Origin of the sequence: Marinobacter sp. UBA5687 (assembly GCF_002420325.1) — a bacterium.
Lineage (GTDB): Bacteria > Pseudomonadota > Gammaproteobacteria > Pseudomonadales > Oleiphilaceae > Marinobacter > Marinobacter nauticus.
In genome coordinates, this window is record NZ_DIHV01000081.1 from 14,965 (window position 1) to 35,925 (window position 20,961).

Below are 20,961 nucleotides of genomic sequence, written 5' to 3' on the forward strand. Positions count from 1 at the left end.
TCAGGAGCGGAAGCCCCAGAGCATGCTGAAATCCATGGTTGGCATGATCTCGGGCTCTTCCGGCGCTCGAATGTTGTATTCCAGCAGGCTGGTATCGCGCTCAAAGGTGCCGCTGTAGCGATTGCCTCGGGGGCCGAATATCGCCTTCACGAAAGGTCCCCGGGTACGATCCGCCCGGCGGGTGACCACACCAACCTCATTGTTGACCAGCCGGACCAGCATGCCCGGCGGATGATCGCCAAGTATCTGTAGCAATGAGCGTGGAATCGCCGGCCGGAACTTGCCGTCCGCCAGGGTGGCGATGAGCTTGCGGGCCTCAGTGATATTCATCCGGTTACGGTAAGCGCGCTTGGTGATCATCGCCACATAGCGCTCGGCCAGGGCCAGGATTTCTGCTTCCGGAAGGATATCGCTACCGCTGAGCCCTTCAGGGTACCCCGAGCCATCGGCCTGTTCGTGGTGTTGGGCAATGATACGTAGCAGCAGCTTGTTATTGATGCCGGCCGACGTCAGCGCCTGAATGCTTCGGGCTGGGTGCTTGCGAATGACCGCCCGCTGATCATCGGTCAACACCGTATTGGAGGCGTTGAGTTGGTCTGCCACAGGCACCAGCGCGAGGTTGGCGGTGAGCGCGGCGGCGGTGAGCACAGTTGCCCGCTTTTCCTCCAGCCCGAACTGGCGTGCGATAGAATGGCACAGGATGCCGTAGAACAGGATCTGTTCATGGATGGTGGGGCTGATGGAATACAGGTGCACCAGTGCCAGGCTGGCGTCGGGTGCCTCCTGGCAGGTTTTATCCAGCATTCGACACAGACCCAGCAGGCGTTTCTGGGCGGTGGGATCTTCCGAGGTAATGGCGTTAAGTGTGACTTCCAGCGTGGTCAGCAAGTCTCCGTATTCTGCAAACGGATTCCGCTGGCGCAGGTCTTCAAAGGTTTCCTCTTTCGGTCGCTCGATCTTCCGGGGCTTGAAGCGCCCTCTTTCAAACAGCTGCTCGAGCTGGCTGTTGGTCTGAATCACATAGCCCTGGCGCAGAAGAATATTGCCTTCTGCGTCGAAAACGTCCCAGGGCAGGGGTTTGCCAATAGTCAGTGCCCCGGGGGCTATTCTTATCAGTGAGTTAGACACAATGTTCCTGGTTCTGCCGGCGGTACGCGATAGTATGGCTGGCCAATAGGTTTGAAGCTAATGATCGTTGCCTGGACGATTATAAAGTGGATTACATTGGAATATTAGAGAAAAGCAAAGCGTGATGCAGGTCACGTTATGTCGCCTTTGGTGGTAGATTTGTTAAGAATCGTTGCCCTGGAACGACCGTTTGAGAAGCTTGCGCTATTCTTGGATGCTAAATAAGACTTTTGTCGGATCCAGAGCTGCATGTTTCACCGTCTGAAAAACGATTTTCGTTTATCCATCATTACCTTGCTGGGCATCAGCGGGCTGGTGGGCATCACGCCGTTTGCGGTGCTGCGGTTTATGCAGGGAAACCTGTTGGCGGGTGTGGTGGATAGCGCGATCCTGGGCGGCATTGCGACGAGTATGGCTTATGCCTGGTTAACGGGAGATACCCGCAGGACGGGCCTGGTCATGGCAATTATTTCATCCTACGGTGCTGTGGTAGTGGGCAGCATCGTGGGTGATCCGGGGTTATTCTGGTTGTACCCCTGCCTGGTCACTTCTTTCTTCCTGGTTGGTCCGAGAATCGCCGTGGGTATCAACCTGTCCGCTATCCTGGCGATGATGGTGGTGGGGCTGGCATTCAGTAGCCAGGAGCAGATGTGGTCGTTTTCTTCGACCGCCGTTGTGGTCAGTGCCTGCGCTTATGTCTTTGCTCATCGCAACCACAGCCAGCGCAGGCGCCTGGAGCAACTGGCCACCATTGACCCGCTGACCGGCGTAAAGAACCGCCGTTCCATGGATGAAGAGCTGGATGTGGCCGCTGCCAATGCCGAGCGTTCCGGCCTGCCCTACGCTCTGGTGTTGCTGGACCTTGATCACTTCAAGAAGATCAATGACGAATATGGCCACGGCGTGGGCGACGATGTGCTCACCGAGCTGGTGGCCCTGCTGGAGAGCAATACCCGCCGTTCCGATCAGTTGTTCCGATATGGCGGTGAGGAATTTGTATTGCTGCTGCCAGGCGTTGATGGCGTGAATCTGCGTGCGGTGATGAACAATCTTCAGCAGGTGCTCCGAAAATACATGAAACACCCCGGCGGGCCGATAACGCGCTGTACACCGCCAAGGAAACCGGGCGTGACCGGATTGTCTATGCCGAGGATATTGGTCAGCCCATGCCAGAGCCGGTTCCCACGGCTGCAGGCTGAGTGTCTTCATCAACGGGTGTGGAAGGCTGGTAATGAAACAGGCGCCAGCCGAGTAACAGGCTGGCGGAGGTCAGCCCGGCCGTCAGTCCTACCCAGAAACCCGCAGCGCCCAGCGCCGGCCATACCCAGTCGGTAAATGTCAGCACATATCCCAGCGGCAGGCCCACTCCCCAGAATGAAAACAGCATGATGAACATGGGAATGCGCGTGTCCTTGTAGCCGCGCAGGGCGCTGATACAGGTTACCTGGATAACATCGGCAATCTGGAACATGGCGGCGAAGGTGAGCAGCCGAATGGTGACCGCCTGAACCTCAGCATCGCCGGAATACAGGCTGGCAATGGCGCCGGAGAATACGAACAGCAGAGTGGCAAACAGCAGCGCGATGGCCGAGGCCAGAATCAGCGAACTGCGGGAGATCAGCCGGGCGGAATCCGGGGCCCTCGCACCCACCAGAAAGCTGACCCGCAGGGTCAGCGCCATGCCGATGCTCAGTGGCAGCATGAACAGCAGCGACACCACATTCAGGGCAATCTGATGCCCGGCGACCACCACTGGCCCCAGCGGCGCCAGGAACAGTGCAATTACCGCAAACATGCTGGCTTCCACGAAGATGGTGAAGCCGATGGGCACGCCGATGCGCAGGATGTAGCGAATGCCGGCCCAGTCGGGCTTCACCCAATCGGCAATCAGATGAAACTGGCGGAAGGTCTCGCTGCGGTTCAGGTAGATCAGCATGGCGATGGCAGCGACACCGTTGGAGATGGATGTGGCCCAGCCACAGCCGATGCCACCCATGGCGGGAAGCCCGAGTTTGCCGTAAATGAAGATGTAGTTCAGAGGCAAATTAATCAGGGTGCTGAGCACGGAAAACGCCATGATGACCCGGGTATGACCCAGGCCATCGGTCAGTCCCCGGAGGGCGTTAATCAGCAGCAGGGCGGGAATGCCCCAGGCAAAGGCGTCCAGATAACCCTGGGTGATGCCGGCGGTGTGCGGGTCGAGTTTCAGCAGGGCCAGGACGGGGTGGACATTGGTCAGCAACAGCGCCATTACCACCGTGCCGGCCGCCGCAATGTAGATGCCCTGCCAGGTGGCGGGCATGATCTTGTGGGTGGTACGGGCACCGTTGTAGCCGGAAATAATCGGCTGCAAGGCGCCGAGCATGCCCATGAAGAACAGGAAAAGGGGCATCCACAGGCTGCTGCCGATACCCACGGCCGCGAGATCTTCGGCACTGGCGTGGCCGGCCATCACGGTATCGATCACACCATTGGCCATCTGCGCCACCTGGGCAATCAGAATCGGGCCGCCCAGAATAGCCAGGGTTTTCCACTCGGCCAGCGTGCGCTGAATCAGCGGCTGGCGGGCTTCGGGTAATGGCTGATGGGTTTCGTCCATGGCGCTCTGGTCTTTCCGGGATAGTAACGTGGCACTCGTGCAGGACCGGCCATGGTACCTCAACCAGCAGACTCCCGCTTATAGGGGTTTCCCCGCTTGCCACCGCTGCAAAACCCACCGTAAAGCAGTAAAGTAGGCGCCCGGCATACAACAGGGGTGATGCAATCAATGGTCTTACTGGTTCTGGTAACCGTGCTCTGGGCCTTTTCGTTCAGCCTGATCGGCGAGTTCCTGGCTGGCCGTGTAGACAGCGACTTCGCGGTATTGAGCCGGGTCTTGCTGGCAGCCCTGGTGTTCCTGCCGTTTACCCGCTGGCGCGGTGTTCCCTCCGGTATGAAGCTGGGCATCCTGGTGACTGGTATGCTGCAGTTCGGCATCACCTATCTGTGCCTGTATCGCTCGTTCAGTTACCTGACGGTACCGGAAGTTCTGCTGTTCACGATTTTTACGCCTCTGTACGTGACTCTGGTGGATGATGCCCTGGCCCGCCGGTTTTCACCGGTGGCGTTGCTGGCTGCGGCCATTGCCACACTCGGTGCCGGCATCATCCGGTACGATGGCCTCAGTGAGGATTTCATCACCGGGTTCCTGCTGCTGCAGGTGGCCAACTTTACCTTCGCTGCCGGCCAGGTTGGCTACAAGCACGTGATGCAACGTTACCCTCTGGCGCTGCCTGGGTATCGCACTTTCGGTTACTTCTTCATGGGCGCACTGGTTATCGCGCTACCCTCGTTCCTGATTTTTGGTAACCCGGACAAGTTGCCCTCAACACCGTTGCAGTGGGGCATTCTTGGCTGGCTGGGCCTGGCGGCGTCCGGTCTGGGGCTGTACCTGTGGAATCGCGGTGCCTGCAAGGTCGATGCAGGCACCCTGGCGGTGATGAACAATGCCCTCGTACCGGCTGGCTTGCTGGTCAATCTGCTGATCTGGAATCGTGATGCAGATCTGCTGCGCCTGGCCGTTGGTGGTGTGGTGATCGGATTCTCTTTGTGGGTGAATGCTCGCTATCACCCCAGGGCAAAGCTGGCTGCATCCTCCTGAGTTCCCTGAATTTTTTCTAAAGCGCCGTGGCCTGTTGTCGTTACACGAATAGGACACGGCGTAACCCATTCGCTATTTCATTGATATATATATATAACTAAGCTGTCGCCGTTAAATTTTATCGGGCCAATGGACCCGGTAGTCGACGGTACGCATACACGAGGTAGTTAAAGATTTTTGTGTCTAGGTGGCAGGCGGTCCGAAAGACCTGATTGTCCGATTTGTCAGTAAAACCCGCTGATTAGCATTCCCGGGCCGCGCCGGGAACAATGAATTGTCCCGGCGCTCGCCCCTCAGCACTGGCATCATGCCGCCAGTGCTGGCAGAATCCCGCCCCAATAGCCCGCACGCCGTGTGCCGGGCGATCTGACAATTCGTATTTTCCTCAGCCAAAAGCACAGGAAGCAAACACATGACTCAGTCCAACTCCGCAGCAGACAGCGGGAACGGGGCTCGCGGACTCTGGTCTTCCAAGTTCGCGTTTATTCTGGCAGCCACCGGTTCCGCGGTTGGTCTCGGTAATATCTGGAAGTTCCCCTATGTCACCGGCGAGAACGGCGGTGGTGCCTTCGTTCTGGTGTACCTGCTCTGTATTGCCATCATCGGTATTCCTATCATGATGGCGGAAGTGTTTATCGGCCGGAATGGTCGTCATAACCCCATTACCAGTTTTCGGCTGGTGGCGGAGCGCAACCTGGCGTCGCCGGCCTGGCGAGTCTCGGCCATTGTCGGCATGCTGGCTGCATTTATCATTCTGTCGTTCTACTCGGTCATCGGTGGCTGGGCGGCCTCCTACATTGGCCACGCGGCCATGGGCGATTTCACCGGTGGTACTGCAGAATCTGTGGGCGAGCTGTTCGGTGGCCTGCTGGGCAGCCCGATTCAGCTGTTGGCCTGGCACACGGTGTTCATGGCGCTGGTGGTGCTGGTGGTTTCCCGGGGCTTGAAAGGCGGCCTGGAGCGCGCAGTCACCATCCTGATGCCGGCGCTGTTCCTGTTGCTGTTGCTGGTGGTTGGTTATGCGACGACGACCGGCCATTTCGGCGAGGCGGTTAGTTTCCTGTTCACCCCGAATTTTGAGGCATTGACGGTCAAAGGCGTACTGGTTGCCCTGGGGCACGCCTTCTTCACACTGAGCCTGGGTATGGCCATCATGATGGCTTACGGTTCCTACCTGGGCCGTGATGTCTCCATCGGCCGCACCGCAGTCAGTGTGGCGATCATGGATACTGTGGTGGCACTGCTGGCGGGCCTGGCCATTTTCCCGGTGGTGTTTGCCAACGGCCTGGAAGCCGGTGCCGGCCCCGGTCTGATCTTCCAGACTCTGCCGTTGGCGTTCGGTAACATGCCCATGGGCGGCCTGTTCGGCACCCTGTTCTTCGTTCTGTTGCTGTTTGCTGCCTGGACCTCTGGCATTTCCCTGCTGGAGCCGGTGGTTGAGTGGGTTGAAGAGAAAACCAGCCTGGCCCGCACCGGCAGCGCTATTCTGGTGGGCGTGCTGTGCTGGGCGCTGGGCATTGTTTCCATTCTGTCCCTGAACGTCTGGTCTGATGTGACGCCGCTGGGCATGTTCGCCGCCTTTGAAGGCAAGACGGTGTTCGACCTGCTGGACTACTTCACCGCCAACATCATGCTACCACTGTCTGGCCTGCTGACCGCCATTTTCGTAGGCTGGTTTGTGGCCAAGGAATCGCTGAAGAGCGACCTGGCGCTGCAGGGTGGCGCGTTCAGCCTGTGGTACAACCTGATCCGGTTTGTGACGCCGATTGCCGTGGCGATCGTGTTTGTTTACAACCTGACGGCCTGATCGCCTCGCTGCTCAGGCAGCAAAAAGAAACCCCGGTGCTGGCGACAGTACCGGGGTTTTGTTTTTGGGGAGCGTGTTATTCGTAGTCGCTCTCGTCCTGCTCCATCACAGCCTTGAGTCGTTCTACGTGGGGCCGGACAGCACGTTTGTCGGCATCGCTCACTTGCTTCGCCGCACTGGATGCGCTTTTGACGGTCACCATCATCTGTTCCATCATTTCGCGCATCTGGGCTTTGGCGGCTTCGGGCATGTCGGGATTGTTTTCCATCTCGGCAATGGCGCGCTCCATCTCCGCGATATCCGGTGCCATGTCGGGCTGGGCTTCCATTTCGATGGCAAACCAGGCGCTGACGATGCGGTCGCCTTTGCGGGCCCAGGCTTCCGGGCTGGAGAATCCGAAGTCATCGACCAGGTCGTCCAGGTCATCGTACATTTCGTGCCCTTTCACTTCGTCCACCATCGAAGACATCATCCGGGCGAAATCCACTTCCCGCTCATCGTCGGCTGGATCTTCGATGGATTCGATGAAGTCCTGATGCTTGTCGATCAGGGGCTGCATGGCTTCCATGCTGGCGATGAAGGAAGTGACATCGTCTTCGGTGAGGTTTTCGCTGTGGGCTAACGGTGCCAGGGCCAGGCTGAGTAGCAGCAGGCCGGCTTGCAGCACGTTGAGGCGCGGTTGGGTGTTGCGGTGGTTCATGGTGCACTCCTTGCTGGTGATTTCCTGTGACTGTCAGCAAAGAGTAATCCCAGGCTGGCCAGGTTTCCAGCGGTATCAGGAGCTCAGACCTTTCCGCCCAGCAATATGCGCACGGCAGTGCAGGCATCCTCAAGCTCTTCATCGCGGGGTTCGCGGCCGCCAATGATGTCGCTGTACAGGCAGGACTCGGCGATTCGTACCATGAAGTAGGACAAGCTCTGGATGTTCATGGGTGGGCTCAGATGGCCGGCGCGCACTTCGTCTTTGAGCAGGCGGGTGTTCACTTCCACGGTGCGGGCGTGCAGTGTGGAGTGGGAGGAAGTGAGCATTTTCAGGGCGTATTCCGGGTCCTGATGCAGGAACTTTCGCAGCGGCGCGAAGTGCAGGATGGTCATGTTGATGTGGCGGAACACGCCCACCACGTAATCTACGCCATGGCCGGGAGTAACGGCGCGGGCTTCTTTGTACAGGGGCTCGTACAGGGACCACAGGATTTCACCAATCAGCAGGTCGCGGTTGCCAACCCAGCGGAACAGGGTGGCGCGGCCGATGTGGAGGTCGTCGGCGAGGGCAGCCAGGCTGATTTTTTCCCCTTTTAGCCACATTCTTCTGGCGCGGCGAAAGGCGTCCAGGGGGGTGGTTTTGGCGGTTGGTGTGGTCACTTCGGTCCCTTTGGCTGGTTTGGGGACATTCTATCGGTTGCTGGGGCTTGGGGCTATGGCATCACACCCACAGATCGCCAATGGGGGTCTCCGGGCTGAAGTGGTGCAGGATCTGGGCCTGTAGCAGTTCCGCGGTGGCGATGGCGTCGATCAGGGCGTTGTGGGAAGCATAGTGGGGCAGGCCGTAGCGGAGCCGGCTGTCGGCCAGGCGGATGGAGATCGGTTTTTTGCCCATCAGTTGCTGCCAGCGGCCTGGGTTGCGGTTTGGGTGAAGGTGGGCTTCGATGGCCATGGTGTCGATGACCGGGAAGCGGAGTTGTTCGTTCAGGCGCCACTGCAGGGCGGTGTTCAGGAACGGGCGTTCGATGTTGCGGTAGTGCACCACGGGGATTCGGCCGTTGAGGTGTTCGAACAGCGGGTCGAGTACGTCTTCCAGGTCCGGGGCGTTTTCGATTTCGCTGTGGGTAATGCCGTGGATGGTCACAGAGGTTTTGTGCAGGGGCAGTCTGGGGCGAACCACCTGGTGCCAGCATTGGCCGAGCTGGATGCCTGTCAGGGTAAAGGGCACCAGGCCGATGCTGACGATGGAATGCTGGTCGGCTTCCAGGCCAGTGGTTTCGAAGTCCAGGGCCACTAAGGGGACATCCCGGACAGGCGTGTCCGGACTGGGGCAGCCGGCTTCGTAGAAGGCGCGGATTCTGGCGTCTTTCGCCTGTTCGGCGCCTTTGCGGTAGTTCTCTGGCCAATTCTGCTTGCTGTTGCCGCTTTTGATCACGCTAGACATTCCGGGTGGCTCCCCCGGCGTTATAGCGGAAGCGCAGGAATTTCTGGGCGTTGCTGACGATCTGGAAGGCGTCTTTCAGGTGGCTGCGTTCAAATGGCGACAGGTCCTCCGGGCGCACGTTGTTGTCCGGGTCGCGGCCCTCTTCGATGGCCAGGGCCTGATGGCGGATGCGGACGATGGAGATGAATTCCAGGGCATCCCGCAGGTTGCCGGCGTCGTCGTCCAGCATGAGTTTGGTTTTGGCAATGTCGCGCAGGCGCTCGAAGGAGTTCTGGGAGCGGGAACCGCAGGCCAGGGCGTGCACCCGGATGAGATCAGAAACCGGTGCGGTGCCGCGGCGTTTGAGGTTGAAGGTTTTCTGGTGCTTGCCGTCCTCTTCCAGGACGAAGGTGCGGAAGAAACCCAGGGGCGGCGTGCGGTTCAGGGCATTGCGGGCCAGGAAGGTAAGGAAGCGCTGGCTGTTGCTGGCCTTGTTCACGATCAGGGTTTTCAGCTGTTCGGCATAGTCAGTTTCGCCGTAGATGCCGTCCAGGTCGAAGAAGATGTTGCTGTTGAGCAGGGCTTCGGCTTTGGGGTTGTCGATCCAGTCGGTGAAGTAATCCTTCCACACGCTCAGCGGTTGTCGCCATTTCGGATTGGTGGCCATGATGTCACCGGTGCAGTAGGTGTAGCCGCATTCAGCCAGGCCGTCTGAGACAAATTTGGCCAGGGCCAGGAAGTATTCGTCGTGCTCTTCCGGAATGAAGCTGTCGTCCAGCACCATGGCGTTGTCCTGGTCGGTAACCACCAGCTGTTCATCCCGGGCCATGGAGCCGAGAGCCATAAAGCAATACGGGATGGGTGGCGGGCCGAGTTTTTCTTCGCCCAGCTCCAGCAGGCGCTGACTGAAGCTTCGACCGATGCCAGCCATGGCGCTGCCGATCATGTGGGAGTTGGCGTCTTCATTCACCATGCGCACGAAGCTGTCGCGCACTTCGCGGCTGATTTTCTTCAGGCCTTTGACGTCGTTCTGGTGGTAGATGTTGCTCACCAGGTACAGGCTGCTTTGGCTCTCGTATTTGACGATGTCGGACAGCGCGATAACGCCGCGCACTTCATGGTCTTCCATGACTGGCAGATGGTGCACGTTATTGTGCAGCATGGTAAGCATGGCTTCGAAGATGTAGCTGCGGGCGCTGATGGTAATCAGCCCTTCGGACATGATCTCGCTGATGGGGGTTTCTGATGGCAGGGCGTTGGTGACCGCCCGGGTGCGCAGATCCCGGTCGGTGATGATGCCCTTGAGCCGGGGCGAATCCCCACTTTCGTCCATCAGCAGCAGTGCCGACACGCCGTTGTCGGTCATGATCCGGGCGGCTTCCTGCAGGCGCACGGTGGTCGGGGCAGAGACTGGCTCGCGGGCGATTAGCCGGGTGACCTTGGCGGACATCAGTTCGTTGGATTTGTGCCGGCGCGAGACCGCCGAACGCAGGCGACTGTGGTCTTCAATCTCGACAAAATCCGCGAAGTTTTCGTCGTTTTCCCACAGATACTGGAAAGTCTCGTAGGGGATTTTGTAGATCAGGCAGTCTTCGATGGCTTTGGCCGGAAAGCGCACTTTCTGATTGCGCAGCAGGCCAAACTGGCCAAAGATTTCGCCCTCACCAATGCGGTTGTAAAGCTCGCCGGAGCGCCGGAAGATTTCCACCGCACCGCTGCGGATGTAGTGCAACCAGTAGTTCTGCTGGCCCAGCTCAAGAATCTGGGTGCCGGCCCGGTAATAGGCCACTTCGATGCCAGTGACGATGCGGTCGAGCAGTTCTTCGGGCATTTCGTCGAAGGGAGCGTGTTGGGCGATGTGGTTGCGGATGTCGAGCAGCTCGGCCTGCATGGGCTCTCCAGGGTTAATCGGTCTTGTTCTGAAGCCGGCGATTGCGGTGCCGCCGTTTCCGGAGTCTGGCCAAACTATAGCAGTTGTCTGTCCGGTTGGTGTACCTTGGCACCGGAATGGGGCGGGCTGGAGAAAGGTTTATGGTCAACAAGTTACTGGTAACCGGCGGGATTCGCTCCGGTAAGACCGGGCTGGCTGAGCAGAGGGCCAAAGCGGCCGGTAACGACGTGGTTTATGTGGCGACCGCGACGGCAGGCGATGATGAAATGGCACTGCGTATCCAGCGTCACCAGGAACTGCGGCCGGACCACTGGCAGCTTGCTGAAGAGCCGCTGCGCCTGGGCCAGGTATTGTCAGAGTATGCCCGCGGCCCGGGAGAACCGCCGTTGCTGTTGGTGGACTGCATGAGCCTGTGGCTGAGCAATCTGCTGTTTGCCGAGGGCGCCTTGTTCCAGCCCGAACGGGCAGCCTTTCTGGAGGCGGTTGAGGTCTATCCTGGCTCCCTGGTCATTGTGACCAACGAAGTGGGGCTCGGGACCATCGGCATGGATCCGCTGACCCGTCGCTTTGCGGATGAGCTGGGCTGGCTCAATCAGGCCCTGGCCCAGCGTTGTGATGAGGTGGTGATGGCCGTGGCGGGTTTACCACTTACCCTCAAGGCTGGTGGCTGATCAGGCTGCGAAATACACCGAATTCGGACTGGTCCACCTGTATCCGGCTGCGGCAGGCGTAAGGCACGGCAAAGCCGGTGAATGATCTCTCCAGCGGAATGCCCAATACATTGGCCAGCACCATGCGGATCACGCCTCCGTGGCAGACCACCAAGACCCGTTTGCCGGCAAGTGTTTGCTGCCATCGATCAAAACTATCGATGGTGCGCTGGTAGAAATCCGTCACAGCTTCACCGCCGGGGGGGCGGAAGGCGATGGGGTCCTGCCAGAAATGGTTGAGGTCATCCCCATAGCGCTCCTGGATCTGCCCAGCGGTCAACCCTTCCCACTCACCGAAGCCAATCTCCCGCAGATCTTTATCGATATGCAGTGGAATTCTGTGTTCCTCGGCCAGTTGCTGGGCAAAACGCTGGCATCGTTGCATGGGTGAACTGACGATAGCATCCCACTGATCACCCTCGGCGATGGCAGCTATCATCTGTTGCCACCCGGTGTCGCTCAAGGGGTCGTCTTTACTGCCCCGGAACATCTGGCCGCCTTCCGGTTCGCCGTGGCGTATCAGGTCGATTACTGTGGTGGTCATAGGGCTATTCTTCCGCTTTGCCACTGACGCCAGCGTCGGTAAAACTGGCCATCCGGTTATGCAGCGCGCAGGCGGCGCGTAACAGGGGAACGGCAACGGCGGCGCCACTGCCTTCGCCCAGGCGCATGCCAAGATCCAGCAGGGGCGAGGCATCAAGTGCCTCCAGCACGGCGCTATGGCCGGGTTCGGCTGACCGATGCGCAAACAGAAGCCACCCGCGCGCAGCCGGTTGTTGATGCACGGCCACCAGTGCAGCGACTGAGACAATAAAACCGTCCACCAGAACCGGGATCCGGCGCGCGGCGCAGCCCAGGATGGCGCCGGTCAGTGCGGCTATTTCGAAGCCTCCCAGAGAGGCCAGTACCATCAGCGGATCACGGTCGGGACCATGCCGTTGCAACGCCTTTTCAACCACCCTCGCCTTGCGGGCAACGCCCTCGGAGTTCAGCCCTGTGCCCGGGCCAACAAGGGTAGTGGGCTGCTGTCCCAGCAGGGCGCAGGCCAGTGCTGCAGCACTGGTTGTGTTGCCTATGCCCATGTCGCCACCAATAAACAGGCGGCAGCCAGCGTTTGCGGCACGCCTGGCGGCTTCGTCGCCACTGGATAGCGCGGATTCAAGCTGGCGCGAGGACATGGCCGGTGATTCTGCCATGTTGGCCGTGGAAGGGGCGATAATCTGATCTATGACGCCCGGTAATTCCGGTACTTCGCCAACGGTACCCAGGTTGACCACTTCCAGACTGGCACCGAGTTCCTCGGCCATCACGCTGATGGCGGCGCCGCCGCTGGCAAAATTGGCGATCATCTGGGCGGTGACAGCTTGAGGAAATGCGGAAACGCCTTCAGCGCAAACGCCGTGATCGCCGGCAAACACCACCATTCGCACCGGATCAACGCTGGGTCTGTCGGTGCCGTGCAGGCCCGCCAGACTGATGGCGAGCTGTTCCAGCTGCCCGAGAGAGCCGGGTGGCTTTGTGAGCACCTGCTGACGCTCGGCGGCAAGCGCTGTGTGCTGAACCGAGGGCCGTGGGGGAGACGTGAGCCAGCTGTCGGGCAGTGCCATGGCGATGGGTCCTTGTGGGCGGAAAACCGAGGATGGTCTAACCGGGAGGCAAGGCTGTCAAGTTTCGTGACCGGTCGGTTAGACTTGCCGGCAATTCATTAAGGGAGACCTGCGTTGGATACGTTTTTGGTTGCAGTGCTGGTGTGCGCTGCTGCGGTTTTGTTGGACAGCCTGCTTGGTGAGCCCCGGCGATGGCATCCGCTGGTGGGTTTCGGCCGGTGGGCGTCGCTGCTGGAACATAGCCTGAATGGTCAGCAAACGGTCGCTCTGAATAGTTGGTTGCGGGGGCTGCTGGCAACTCTGGTCGCGGTCATGCCGGCCGTGGTGCTGGCAATATTGTTGCAATGGCTGCTGGAGGGCTGGCTGTGGCTGCTGGCCCAGATAGCCGGTGTCTGGCTTGCCATTTCATTAAGGGGGCTGGCGGAACATGGCCGGGCGGTGTCGACTGCGTTGGCGTGCGGGGATGGTGCGAGGGCCCGGCTGGCGGTTGGCCGAATTGTCAGTCGGGATGCTGCAGCGTTGAGTGACGAAGGCGTTGCCGCCGCCGCCTCGGAATCCATGCTGGAAAACGGTGCCGATGCGGTGTTTTCAAGCGTGTTCTGGTATCTGGTCGCTGGCTTGCCCGGACTGGTTTTGCACCGGCTAGTGAACACGCTGGATGCCATGTGGGGCTACCGGACGCCACAATATCTGTATTTCGGGCGCTGCGCCGCCAGGCTCGATGATGCTATGAACTGGGTGCCTGCCCGGCTAACTGCCTTGACCTATGCGTTGCTGGGCAATACCCGGTTGGCACTGCAATGCTGGCGTGAGCAGTCAAAAGCGTGGGACAGCCCTAATGCTGGCCCGGTGATGGCTGCAGGCGCTGGCGCACTGGGGGTCACTCTGGGCGGCCCGGCGCCTTATGCCGTTGGCATCAAACAGCGACCGGTGCTGGGCAGCGGGCAAGGCGCCACGGCGCAAACCGTGGAGGGCGCGATTTCCCTGGTTCAGCGTGGCGTGATGTTGTGGCTGTTGGTGTTGTTGGCCTTGGCCGCAAGTCTGAATGCGTTCTGGTCAGGAGGTATCGGGTGACAGCGTTCGATGGTGCTGATTTGCCGGAGCATGGAGGTCGCCTGAGGGCAGCGGCTCAGCACTGGGGCATTCCTCCGGAACAATGGCTGGATCTCTCCACCGGTATTAATCCTGTGCCCTGGCCGGTTCCGGCAATTCCGGCGGAGGTATGGCAACGGCTGCCGGAGCCGGAGGATGGGCTGGAAGAGATTATCCGTATCTGGGCCGGGGCACCGGAGCGTGCCTGCTGCCTGCCTGTGGCAGGCTCCCAGGCGGCGATCATGGCACTGCCAGCGGTTCGTGCCCGTAAGCATGGTTTCGGTCGGGTGGCCGTGCCCATGCCCGGTTATCGTGAGCATGGTCATGCCTGGCGGCGAGCGGGTTTCGACGTGGTGGCGATTCCTGAACAGGCGACAATGCAAGCGGAGCTGGCATGGTTGGATTCTGTGGATGTAGTAGTCTGGATACAGCCGAATAATCCGACCGGGAAGCTGATGGATCCTGCCCGTTTACGGTTTTGGCACGAGCGGCTGCGCGAGCGTGATGGCTGGCTGGTGCTGGATCAGGCGTTTATTGAGGGCGAGCCGGGCTTCGGCCTGGACCCGTGGACGGGCGCTCCGGGGCTGATCGTGTTGCGCTCACTGGGCAAGTTTTTCGGGCTGGCCGGTCTCCGTGCCGGTGCGGTCCTGGCCGACCCTGGTCTGGCGCGCGAGATGTCGAACGAACTTGGTCCCTGGACGGTCAGCGGTCCGGCCCGGTACCTGATGGCCCGGGCACTGCAAGACCGGGCCTGGCAGGTGGAGGCTCGTGCCAGCCTGCGAACGGCCAGACTGCGCATGGACGGCCTGCTCAGACAATATGGGATGTCGTCCCCCACCGGCACCCTGCTCTTCAGAACGGTTCAACATCCCCGCGCAGCGGACATTGCTGATCAGATGGCTTGCCGCGGCATTCTGGTCAGGCGTTTTGACGCACCCGTAGCCCTGCGCTTCGGTTTGCCGCCGGATGAAACCGGTTGGCAACGGCTGGAGGGTGCGTTGTCTGAATTAACATATCTCATTGACCACCCCCACCCTGGTTGATAGTCTTGCCCGCGATTTCAGGTGCTGTATGCATTTTGTCCAGGCTGGCGATAGTCCGGAGGAGTGCTCGCAGTGAAACGGGAAGCCGGTGACATTCCGGCGCTGCCCCCGCAACGGTAATCAGGTGAAAGGCAATCCAGTACGCCACTGTGCCAACGGCATGGGAAGGTGGTTGCCCCGGAGCATCGGCTCCGCCTGTAAGCCCGGAGACCGGCCTGAAAGGCGGAACCGTGAGTTCCGGACACCAGACGTTGCGGAGGGCGACGGCGGTGGGTGAACCTGGCTCGCAAGTACTGACACGCCCTCCACCCCCGTCTGAGCAGTCTGTCTTCCTCCGCAGTTAATTGATCGACCGTACGGGTGCGTGCGGTGAACCGTGAGTGAAGCTATGAGTACTGCCAAAGCCCTTCCCGTCCTGATGTTGTTACCACTGGCGTTTCCAGCCGTTGCCGCCGATGAAGCGTCGGATGAACGCAAGCTGGAACCGATTGTCGTTACCGCCACCCTTGGGCCTCTGACTGCGGGTGAAAGCCTGTCATCGGTCACGGTTATTGACGAAGAAACCATCCGCGAGCAAAGCCCCTCAGAGTTCACCCAGCTCCTGCGAGGACAACCCGGAATCAACGTGACCGGCAACGGTTCCTTTGGAAAAACCACCAGTGTCTACACCCGCGGTACGGCCAACGACTCCACGCTGCTGCTGGTTGATGGTGTGCGCCTGCGTTCGGCCACATCCGGTGGTCCTTCCTGGCAGTACTTTCCCGTTGAACTGATCGAGCGCGTGGAAATTGTCCGTGGCGCCCGGAGCTCACTGTACGGTTCCGATGCTGTCGGTGGTGTGGTGCAGGCCTTTACGTTGGACCCGGAAGACACGCCGGCAGGTTGGGTAGAAGCCGGTGCAGGCAATTTCAACACGCAGAAGGGTAGTGCCGGTGTTGCTGCCCGCGCTGGAAATACCCGTTTCAGCCTGAGTGGTTTGCATAAAGAAACCGACGGTACAGCAGTGATCACCGATGGTGACGACCGGGGCTTCCGTAACACCGCCGGTATCGGACGTGTCGTCCATGAGCTGGACTCCGGCGGAGAAGCCAGCCTGGTGATGGTGCAAAGCGAGGGCAATACCGAATACGAAGGCGGCGAAATTGATTTCATGATTCGCACCATCGGCTTCGGGCTGGAAACCCCGGTGAGTGACTACTGGCGGCATTCACTTCAGTTCTCTGAATCCCGGGACGAAACCGACAACATTACGCCCACGTTCAACAGCACCTTCAATACCCGTTCACGGGCAGCGCGTTGGGACAACACCTTTACCTGGAATGTCCATGAGCTGGTGGTAGGGGCAGAGTTAATGACTGACGAAGTCAGCGGTACCACCGATTACGCCGAGACCAGCCGCACCAACACCGCCCTGTACAGCCAGTTGCGCCTGAACTTCGGCCCAACCGACCTTCAACTGAGTGTGCGCGGTGACGACAACGAAGCCTACGGCAAAAATGAAACCGGTGGCATTGCCCTTGGCCATGCTCTGGATCGATCCCACCGAGTACGGATCAGTTATGGTACGTCTTTCCGGGCGCCCACCTTCAACGATCTGTATTTTCCCGGCGCCAACCCGGACCTGGAGGCAGAAGAGTCCGGCACGGTGGAGTTGGGTGCCAGTGGCCACTATCAGACCTGGTTCTGGGATGCAGCGCTGTTCCAACTGGATGTGGACAACCTGATTGCCTGGAGCCCGACCCCCAGTGGCTTGTGGACGCCAATGAACGTCAATGAAGCCCGAATCCGTGGTGCCGAGTTCAGCGCTGGTTTTGAGCGGGATGGTTGGCGCGGTGATGCGGCTCTGACGCTGTTGGATCCGGAAGACCGGGAAACCGGAAACCGACTCCAGCGCCGGAGTGGCAAAACCTTGCGTCTTGACCTGAGTAAGCGCGTTGGTACCTGGGACTTCGGTGGCACAGTGGTGGCCGAAGGTTATCGTTACGATGACCGTGCCAACGACGACAGACTGCCCGGTTTTGCTACTCTGGACTTGCGGGCGGGCTGGCGCTTTGCCCCTGACTGGTCAACCCGGCTGACGCTGGCTAACGTGCTGGACAAGGAATACAGCACCGCTCGTTATGATCGGCAGAATGACCTGGACTACATTGCAGCCGGCCGCACTGCCATGCTGACCGTGCGTTACGATATCCGATAATAACCGTTAAACCGGGGGAGGCCTCTGTGGCAGATCTGAAGGCAATGGCTTTGATTCTGGGCGGGATGCTGCTGGCATTCCCCGCCCTGGCATCGCCGGTCTGTGCCACGGATGATCTGGGTAAAGAGATTTGCCTTGAGCAACCGGCACAACGGATTGCCGCGCTTTCCCCCGGGGCTACCGAGCTGGCCTGGGCTGCAGGAGCCGGCGATCAGGTGGTCGCAGTGGTCGCCTACAGTGACTACCCCCCGGCCGCCAAAGAAGTCACTTCGGTTGGCAGCCACACCCGCATGGACATGGAGCGCCTGTTGGAACTGCAGCCGGATCTGGTGATTGGCTGGGTAACCGGTAACCCGACCGAGCAGTTGGCGACACTCAGAGAAATGGGTGTGCCTGTGTTCTCCATCGAGCCCCGCAGTTTTGAGGCTGTGTCTCACACCATTGAACGTCTCTCTATCTTGGCCGGTACCGACGCCGCGGGTTTTGCCGAAGCTGAGCGATTTCGCAAAGGCATTACAGACCTGCGAGCCAGGTTTACCGATGCCGACCCGGTACCGGTGTTCTATCAGGTGTGGGATGAGCCTTTGATGACGATTAACGGTGACCATCTGATTGGTGAAATGATTGAGCTGTGTGGGGGTGACAACGTGTTTGGCCACCTGGAACGGTTGGTGCCCAGAATCAGTGCCGAGGCCGTTATTGCGGCCAATCCCGAAGCTATCCTGGCGGGCGGGATGGGGGAGGAAAACCGCCACTGGCTGACTCGATGGCAGTCATTCCCGAGCCTGACCGCCACAGAGCGGGACAACCTGTTTTTTATCCCGCCATCTCTGGTACAGCGACCAACACCGAGAATGCTCGAAGGTACGCGCCTGTTTTGTGAAAAACTGGAGGTGGCCCGTGACCGGCGACCTTAATGGAGCCCTGGCGTGATCCGGCCGATCACTTTGCCACTGTTGGTGCTGGCTCTGGCCGGCGTGCTGGCCATGGTGATCTCGGTCGGTGTTGGCAGCGTGGCGATATCACCTGCTGATGTGCTGTCGGTGTTTCTGGGTGAAGGCTCGAATCTCCAGCGCACGCTGATCCTTGAACTCCGGCTACCCAGAACCTTGTCGGCCTTTGCCACCGGAGGTTTGCTGGCCGTGGCCGGGGCCCTGATGCAGGTATTGCTGCGTAACCCGCTTGCCGATCCCTATGTTCTGGGCCTGTCCGGCGGCGCCGCTGTTGGTGCGTTGCTGGCGATGCTGGCGGGACTTGGCGGCGCGGTTATTTCCGGTTCTGCCTTTGCCGGTGCCCTGCTCGCGACCTTGATGGTGTTTGGGCTGGCCCATGGCACTGGCAGCTGGACGCCCTCCCGCCTGTTGCTGACCGGGGTGGTGGTGGCCGCTGGCTGGGGTGCGGTGATTACCCTGATGTTGGCGATCAGCCCGGCCCGGGAGTTGCCGGGCATGCTGTACTGGCTGATGGGCGATGTTTCTTACGCCCGGATACCATGGCCCGGACTGGGATTGTTGACTGTTGTTTGTGTTCTGGTGGTGCCACTGGGTCGGAGCCTGAATGTGTTGGCTCGGGGACCGATGCAGGCGGCGGCATTGGGTATTTCGGTGCGCCCGCTGGAATGGCTGATTTACATTCTCGCCAGCTTGCTCACCGCCACGGCGGTCACCATGGCGGGCAGCATAGGCTTTGTCGGCCTTGTGGTTCCACATATGCTCCGGCTGGTGTTGGGCAATGATCAGCGACTGATTCTGCCAGCCTGTGCCTTGGCTGGCGGCACCCTTCTGGTGCTGGCGGATACCCTGGCGCGGGTGGTGATCGCGCCGGAACAGCTACCGGTGGGTGTGATCACCGCGTTGCTGGGTGTACCTACGTTCCTGTACCTGCTGTACCGGAGTCGGTGATGGACGCCATGCAGAGCCGCCACATGCAGACCCTGAGTACCCGGAACCTGGTGATTGATATTCCCGGCCGCGCCGATGGCTACCCGCTGGATTTAACCATCGGCTCCGGTCAGATCTGGGGCGTGCTCGGGCCCAACGGTGCCGGCAAGACCACTTTGCTGCATACGCTCGCAGGCCTTCGGCCGCCTCGCGCTGGTGCTTTGTATCTTGATGATGTTTCGGTATCCGGAATAAAACGCCGTGTGTTCTCTCAACAGCTGGGGCTGGTGTTCCAGGACCGGCAGGACGGCTTCCCGGCAACGGTAATGGAAACCGCGCTGATCGGTCGCCATCCCTGGTTGTCTCCGTGGCAGATGGAAGGGGCAGGCGATCTGGCTATGGCGCAAAGGGCTCTTGAAGCGCTGGATGTCCTGCACCTGAAAGACCGCCTGGTCAGCACCCTTTCTGGCGGCGAACGCCAGCGAGTCGCGATTGCCACCCTGATGACCCAGTCGCCTCATACCTGGTTGCTGGACGAACCGACGAATCATCTGGATCTGCATCACCAGGTGGCCGTCATGAAACTGCTCACCGACCGTGCGGCAGCCGGGAACGCGATTTTCATGTGCCTGCATGATCTGAATCTGGCTGCCCGCTGGTGTGATCATATTCTGCTGATGTACCCCAATGGCGAAGCTTGCTGGGGCCCGGCAGAAAGGATGCTGGTGCCGAACGCTCTGGAACGTTTGTACAACCAGCAACTGGCAACGGTGGAAGTGGATGGCGCGCCTTTTTTTGTGCCGAGACGAACCTGACCTCGAGCCTTGTGCAGCAACCGGTGGCGGGGTGTGCCTCCCGGGACACGCTGTAAATACGTCCCTGTACGCTCGACAAAAACATCCCTGTTTTGACGGTCCCGGGAGGCACACCCCGCCACCGGTCGCCAAACTTATGGAGTTGGTTTGAATGATGGAAAATAAGGTCCCAGCGGCCATGATCACCGCCCCCGGCTCCGGCCAGGGCAAGTCCATGGTCACCGCCGCCCTGGCCCGACTGCACCGGAACGCCGGCCGTAACGTCCGGGTGTTCAAACACGGGCCGGATTACCTGGACCCCATGGTGCTGGAGGTAGCCTCCGGTAACCCGGTTTACCAGTTGCACCCCTGGATGACCGGCGAGGACGAGTGTCGGTGGCGGCTGGCCGAGGCCGCCCAGAGCGCGGACCTGATTCTGGTGGAGGGTTCCATGGGCTTGTTTGATGGCAGCCCCAGCAGCGGCGACCTGGCCAAACTGGCGGGTATTCCGGCCCTGCCCGTGATTGATGCCAAAGGTATGGCTCAGACCTTCGGCGCGGTTGCCCTCGGCTTGGCGAGCTTTGATTCCGAACTCCCTGTTCATCAGGTAATTGCCAACAAGATTGGCAGCCCCTACCACGGCGAGCTGCTACGGGAGAGCCTGCCGGAAGGTATCAGCCTGCTGGGAGCGATACCCCGAAACGATGCCATGAACATTCCGGACCGGCACCTTGGTCTGGTCCAGGCGGCTGAAATGGACGACCTCAGTGATCGGCTGGATAAGGCTGCCGAAGTCCTGATGTCAGCGGGCATGGATGTGCTGCCCAAGCCCGTGTCTTTTCATTTTGAGGCACCTTCCCGGCCAGAACTGCTGCTGGCGGGGCTCAGGATCGTGGTTGCCAGGGATGCGGCCTTCAGTTTTATCTACCGCGCCAACCTGGATCTGCTCACCGCCATGGGCGCTGAGCTGGTGTATTTTTCGCCCCTGACAGATTCGGAAGTGCCGATGGCCGATGCACTCTGGCTACCGGGCGGCTATCCAGAGTT

At 60.1% G+C, this 20,961-nt stretch carries 18 protein-coding genes, 1 pseudogene and 1 riboswitch; of the genes and pseudogenes, 11 read left to right on the forward strand and 8 right to left on the reverse strand.

Annotated elements, in window-relative coordinates; all coding sequences use genetic code 11:
- On the reverse strand, positions 1-1,128 hold the full coding sequence (locus B3Y70_RS08230) for an HD-GYP domain-containing protein (RefSeq protein WP_153739774.1): 1,128 nt from the start codon (positions 1,126-1,128) through the stop codon (positions 1-3).
- Positions 1,129-1,914: 786 nt separating this feature from the next.
- Between B3Y70_RS08230 and B3Y70_RS08235 the strand changes: the two are divergent.
- Positions 1,915-2,142 (forward strand): annotated as a pseudogene (locus B3Y70_RS08235) (diguanylate cyclase domain-containing protein); the annotation flags it as partial.
- 145 nt (positions 2,143-2,287) lie between these two features.
- Here B3Y70_RS08235 and B3Y70_RS08240 read toward each other — a convergent pair.
- Positions 2,288-3,727, reverse strand: coding sequence for an MATE family efflux transporter (locus B3Y70_RS08240; RefSeq protein ID WP_153739775.1), 1,440 nt, complete (start codon positions 3,725-3,727; stop codon positions 2,288-2,290).
- A 168-nt stretch (positions 3,728-3,895) separates the two neighbouring features.
- Here B3Y70_RS08240 and B3Y70_RS08245 point away from each other — a divergent pair, with 168 nt between their 5' ends.
- Positions 3,896-4,768, forward strand: coding sequence for a carboxylate/amino acid/amine transporter (locus B3Y70_RS08245; protein ID WP_153739776.1), 873 nt, complete (start codon positions 3,896-3,898; stop codon positions 4,766-4,768).
- Positions 4,769-5,180: 412 nt separating this feature from the next.
- A complete protein-coding gene (locus tag B3Y70_RS08250; protein ID WP_153739777.1) occupies positions 5,181-6,575 on the forward strand; it encodes a sodium-dependent transporter in 1,395 nt (464 codons plus the stop codon).
- A 76-nt stretch (positions 6,576-6,651) separates the two neighbouring features.
- Here the strand turns inward: B3Y70_RS08250 and B3Y70_RS08255 are convergent, their stop codons facing one another.
- The 4 genes from B3Y70_RS08255 to B3Y70_RS08270 form a co-directional block, all read right to left on the reverse strand.
- Positions 6,652-7,275: a hypothetical protein gene (locus B3Y70_RS08255; protein WP_011783818.1), complete on the reverse strand. Its 624-nt coding sequence runs from the start codon at positions 7,273-7,275 to the stop codon at positions 6,652-6,654.
- A gap of 83 nt (positions 7,276-7,358) precedes the next feature.
- Positions 7,359-7,937, reverse strand: coding sequence for a QsdR family transcriptional regulator (locus tag B3Y70_RS08260; RefSeq protein ID WP_011783819.1), 579 nt, complete (start codon positions 7,935-7,937; stop codon positions 7,359-7,361).
- A 61-nt stretch (positions 7,938-7,998) separates the two neighbouring features.
- A complete protein-coding gene (locus B3Y70_RS08265; protein ID WP_153739778.1) occupies positions 7,999-8,721 on the reverse strand; it encodes a 3'-5' exonuclease in 723 nt (240 codons plus the stop codon).
- Complete coding sequence (locus B3Y70_RS08270; RefSeq protein WP_153739779.1) at positions 8,714-10,591, reverse strand: putative nucleotidyltransferase substrate binding domain-containing protein; 1,878 nt, start codon at positions 10,589-10,591, stop codon at positions 8,714-8,716. Before B3Y70_RS08270 ends, B3Y70_RS08265 begins: the two co-directional genes overlap by 8 nt.
- A 140-nt stretch (positions 10,592-10,731) precedes the next feature.
- Here B3Y70_RS08270 and cobU point away from each other — a divergent pair, with 140 nt between their 5' ends.
- The gene (gene cobU, locus B3Y70_RS08275) at positions 10,732-11,262 is read left to right on the forward strand and encodes a bifunctional adenosylcobinamide kinase/adenosylcobinamide-phosphate guanylyltransferase (protein WP_288589602.1); all 531 of its coding nucleotides are present in this window, start codon (positions 10,732-10,734) and stop codon (positions 11,260-11,262) included.
- On the opposite strand, the gene B3Y70_RS08280 is transcribed toward cobU, so the two are convergent.
- Together B3Y70_RS08280 and cobT are read right to left on the reverse strand one after the other, a co-directional pair.
- The gene (locus tag B3Y70_RS08280) at positions 11,246-11,845 is read right to left on the reverse strand and encodes a histidine phosphatase family protein (protein WP_286894532.1); all 600 of its coding nucleotides are present in this window, start codon (positions 11,843-11,845) and stop codon (positions 11,246-11,248) included. The genes cobU and B3Y70_RS08280 overlap by 17 nt on opposite strands.
- 4 nt (positions 11,846-11,849) lie before the next feature.
- Positions 11,850-12,908, reverse strand: a complete 1,059-nt coding sequence (gene cobT, locus B3Y70_RS08285; protein ID WP_286894533.1) for a nicotinate-nucleotide--dimethylbenzimidazole phosphoribosyltransferase — start codon at positions 12,906-12,908, stop codon at positions 11,850-11,852.
- A 114-nt stretch (positions 12,909-13,022) separates the two neighbouring features.
- Between cobT and cbiB the strand changes: the two genes are divergently transcribed.
- The 7 genes from cbiB to B3Y70_RS08320 all read left to right on the forward strand — a co-directional run.
- The gene (gene cbiB / locus B3Y70_RS08290) at positions 13,023-13,982 is read left to right on the forward strand and encodes an adenosylcobinamide-phosphate synthase CbiB (protein ID WP_288589603.1); all 960 of its coding nucleotides are present in this window, start codon (positions 13,023-13,025) and stop codon (positions 13,980-13,982) included.
- The gene (gene cobD / locus B3Y70_RS08295) at positions 13,979-15,043 is read left to right on the forward strand and encodes a threonine-phosphate decarboxylase CobD (RefSeq protein WP_199453556.1); all 1,065 of its coding nucleotides are present in this window, start codon (positions 13,979-13,981) and stop codon (positions 15,041-15,043) included. Before cbiB ends, cobD begins: the two co-directional genes overlap by 4 nt.
- Before the next feature lie 27 nt (positions 15,044-15,070).
- A riboswitch (cobalamin riboswitch) is annotated at positions 15,071-15,276 on the forward strand.
- A 155-nt stretch (positions 15,277-15,431) separates the two neighbouring features.
- Positions 15,432-17,240, forward strand: coding sequence for a TonB-dependent receptor domain-containing protein (locus B3Y70_RS08300; RefSeq protein ID WP_278349792.1), 1,809 nt, complete (start codon positions 15,432-15,434; stop codon positions 17,238-17,240).
- A 26-nt stretch (positions 17,241-17,266) separates the two neighbouring features.
- Positions 17,267-18,157: a cobalamin-binding protein gene (locus tag B3Y70_RS08305; RefSeq protein WP_273030766.1), complete on the forward strand. Its 891-nt coding sequence runs from the start codon at positions 17,267-17,269 to the stop codon at positions 18,155-18,157.
- A 69-nt stretch (positions 18,158-18,226) separates the two neighbouring features.
- Positions 18,227-19,141 (forward strand): FecCD family ABC transporter permease, encoded by a 915-nt coding sequence (locus tag B3Y70_RS08310; protein ID WP_050999037.1) that lies wholly within the window; start codon positions 18,227-18,229, stop codon positions 19,139-19,141.
- Complete coding sequence (locus B3Y70_RS08315; RefSeq protein WP_273030763.1) at positions 19,141-19,935, forward strand: ABC transporter ATP-binding protein; 795 nt, start codon at positions 19,141-19,143, stop codon at positions 19,933-19,935. The genes B3Y70_RS08310 and B3Y70_RS08315 overlap by 1 nt, the downstream gene beginning before the upstream one ends.
- 151 nt (positions 19,936-20,086) lie before the next feature.
- On the forward strand, positions 20,087-20,961 hold an 875-nt coding region (locus B3Y70_RS08320), incomplete at its 3' end, for a cobyrinate a,c-diamide synthase (RefSeq protein ID WP_288589606.1).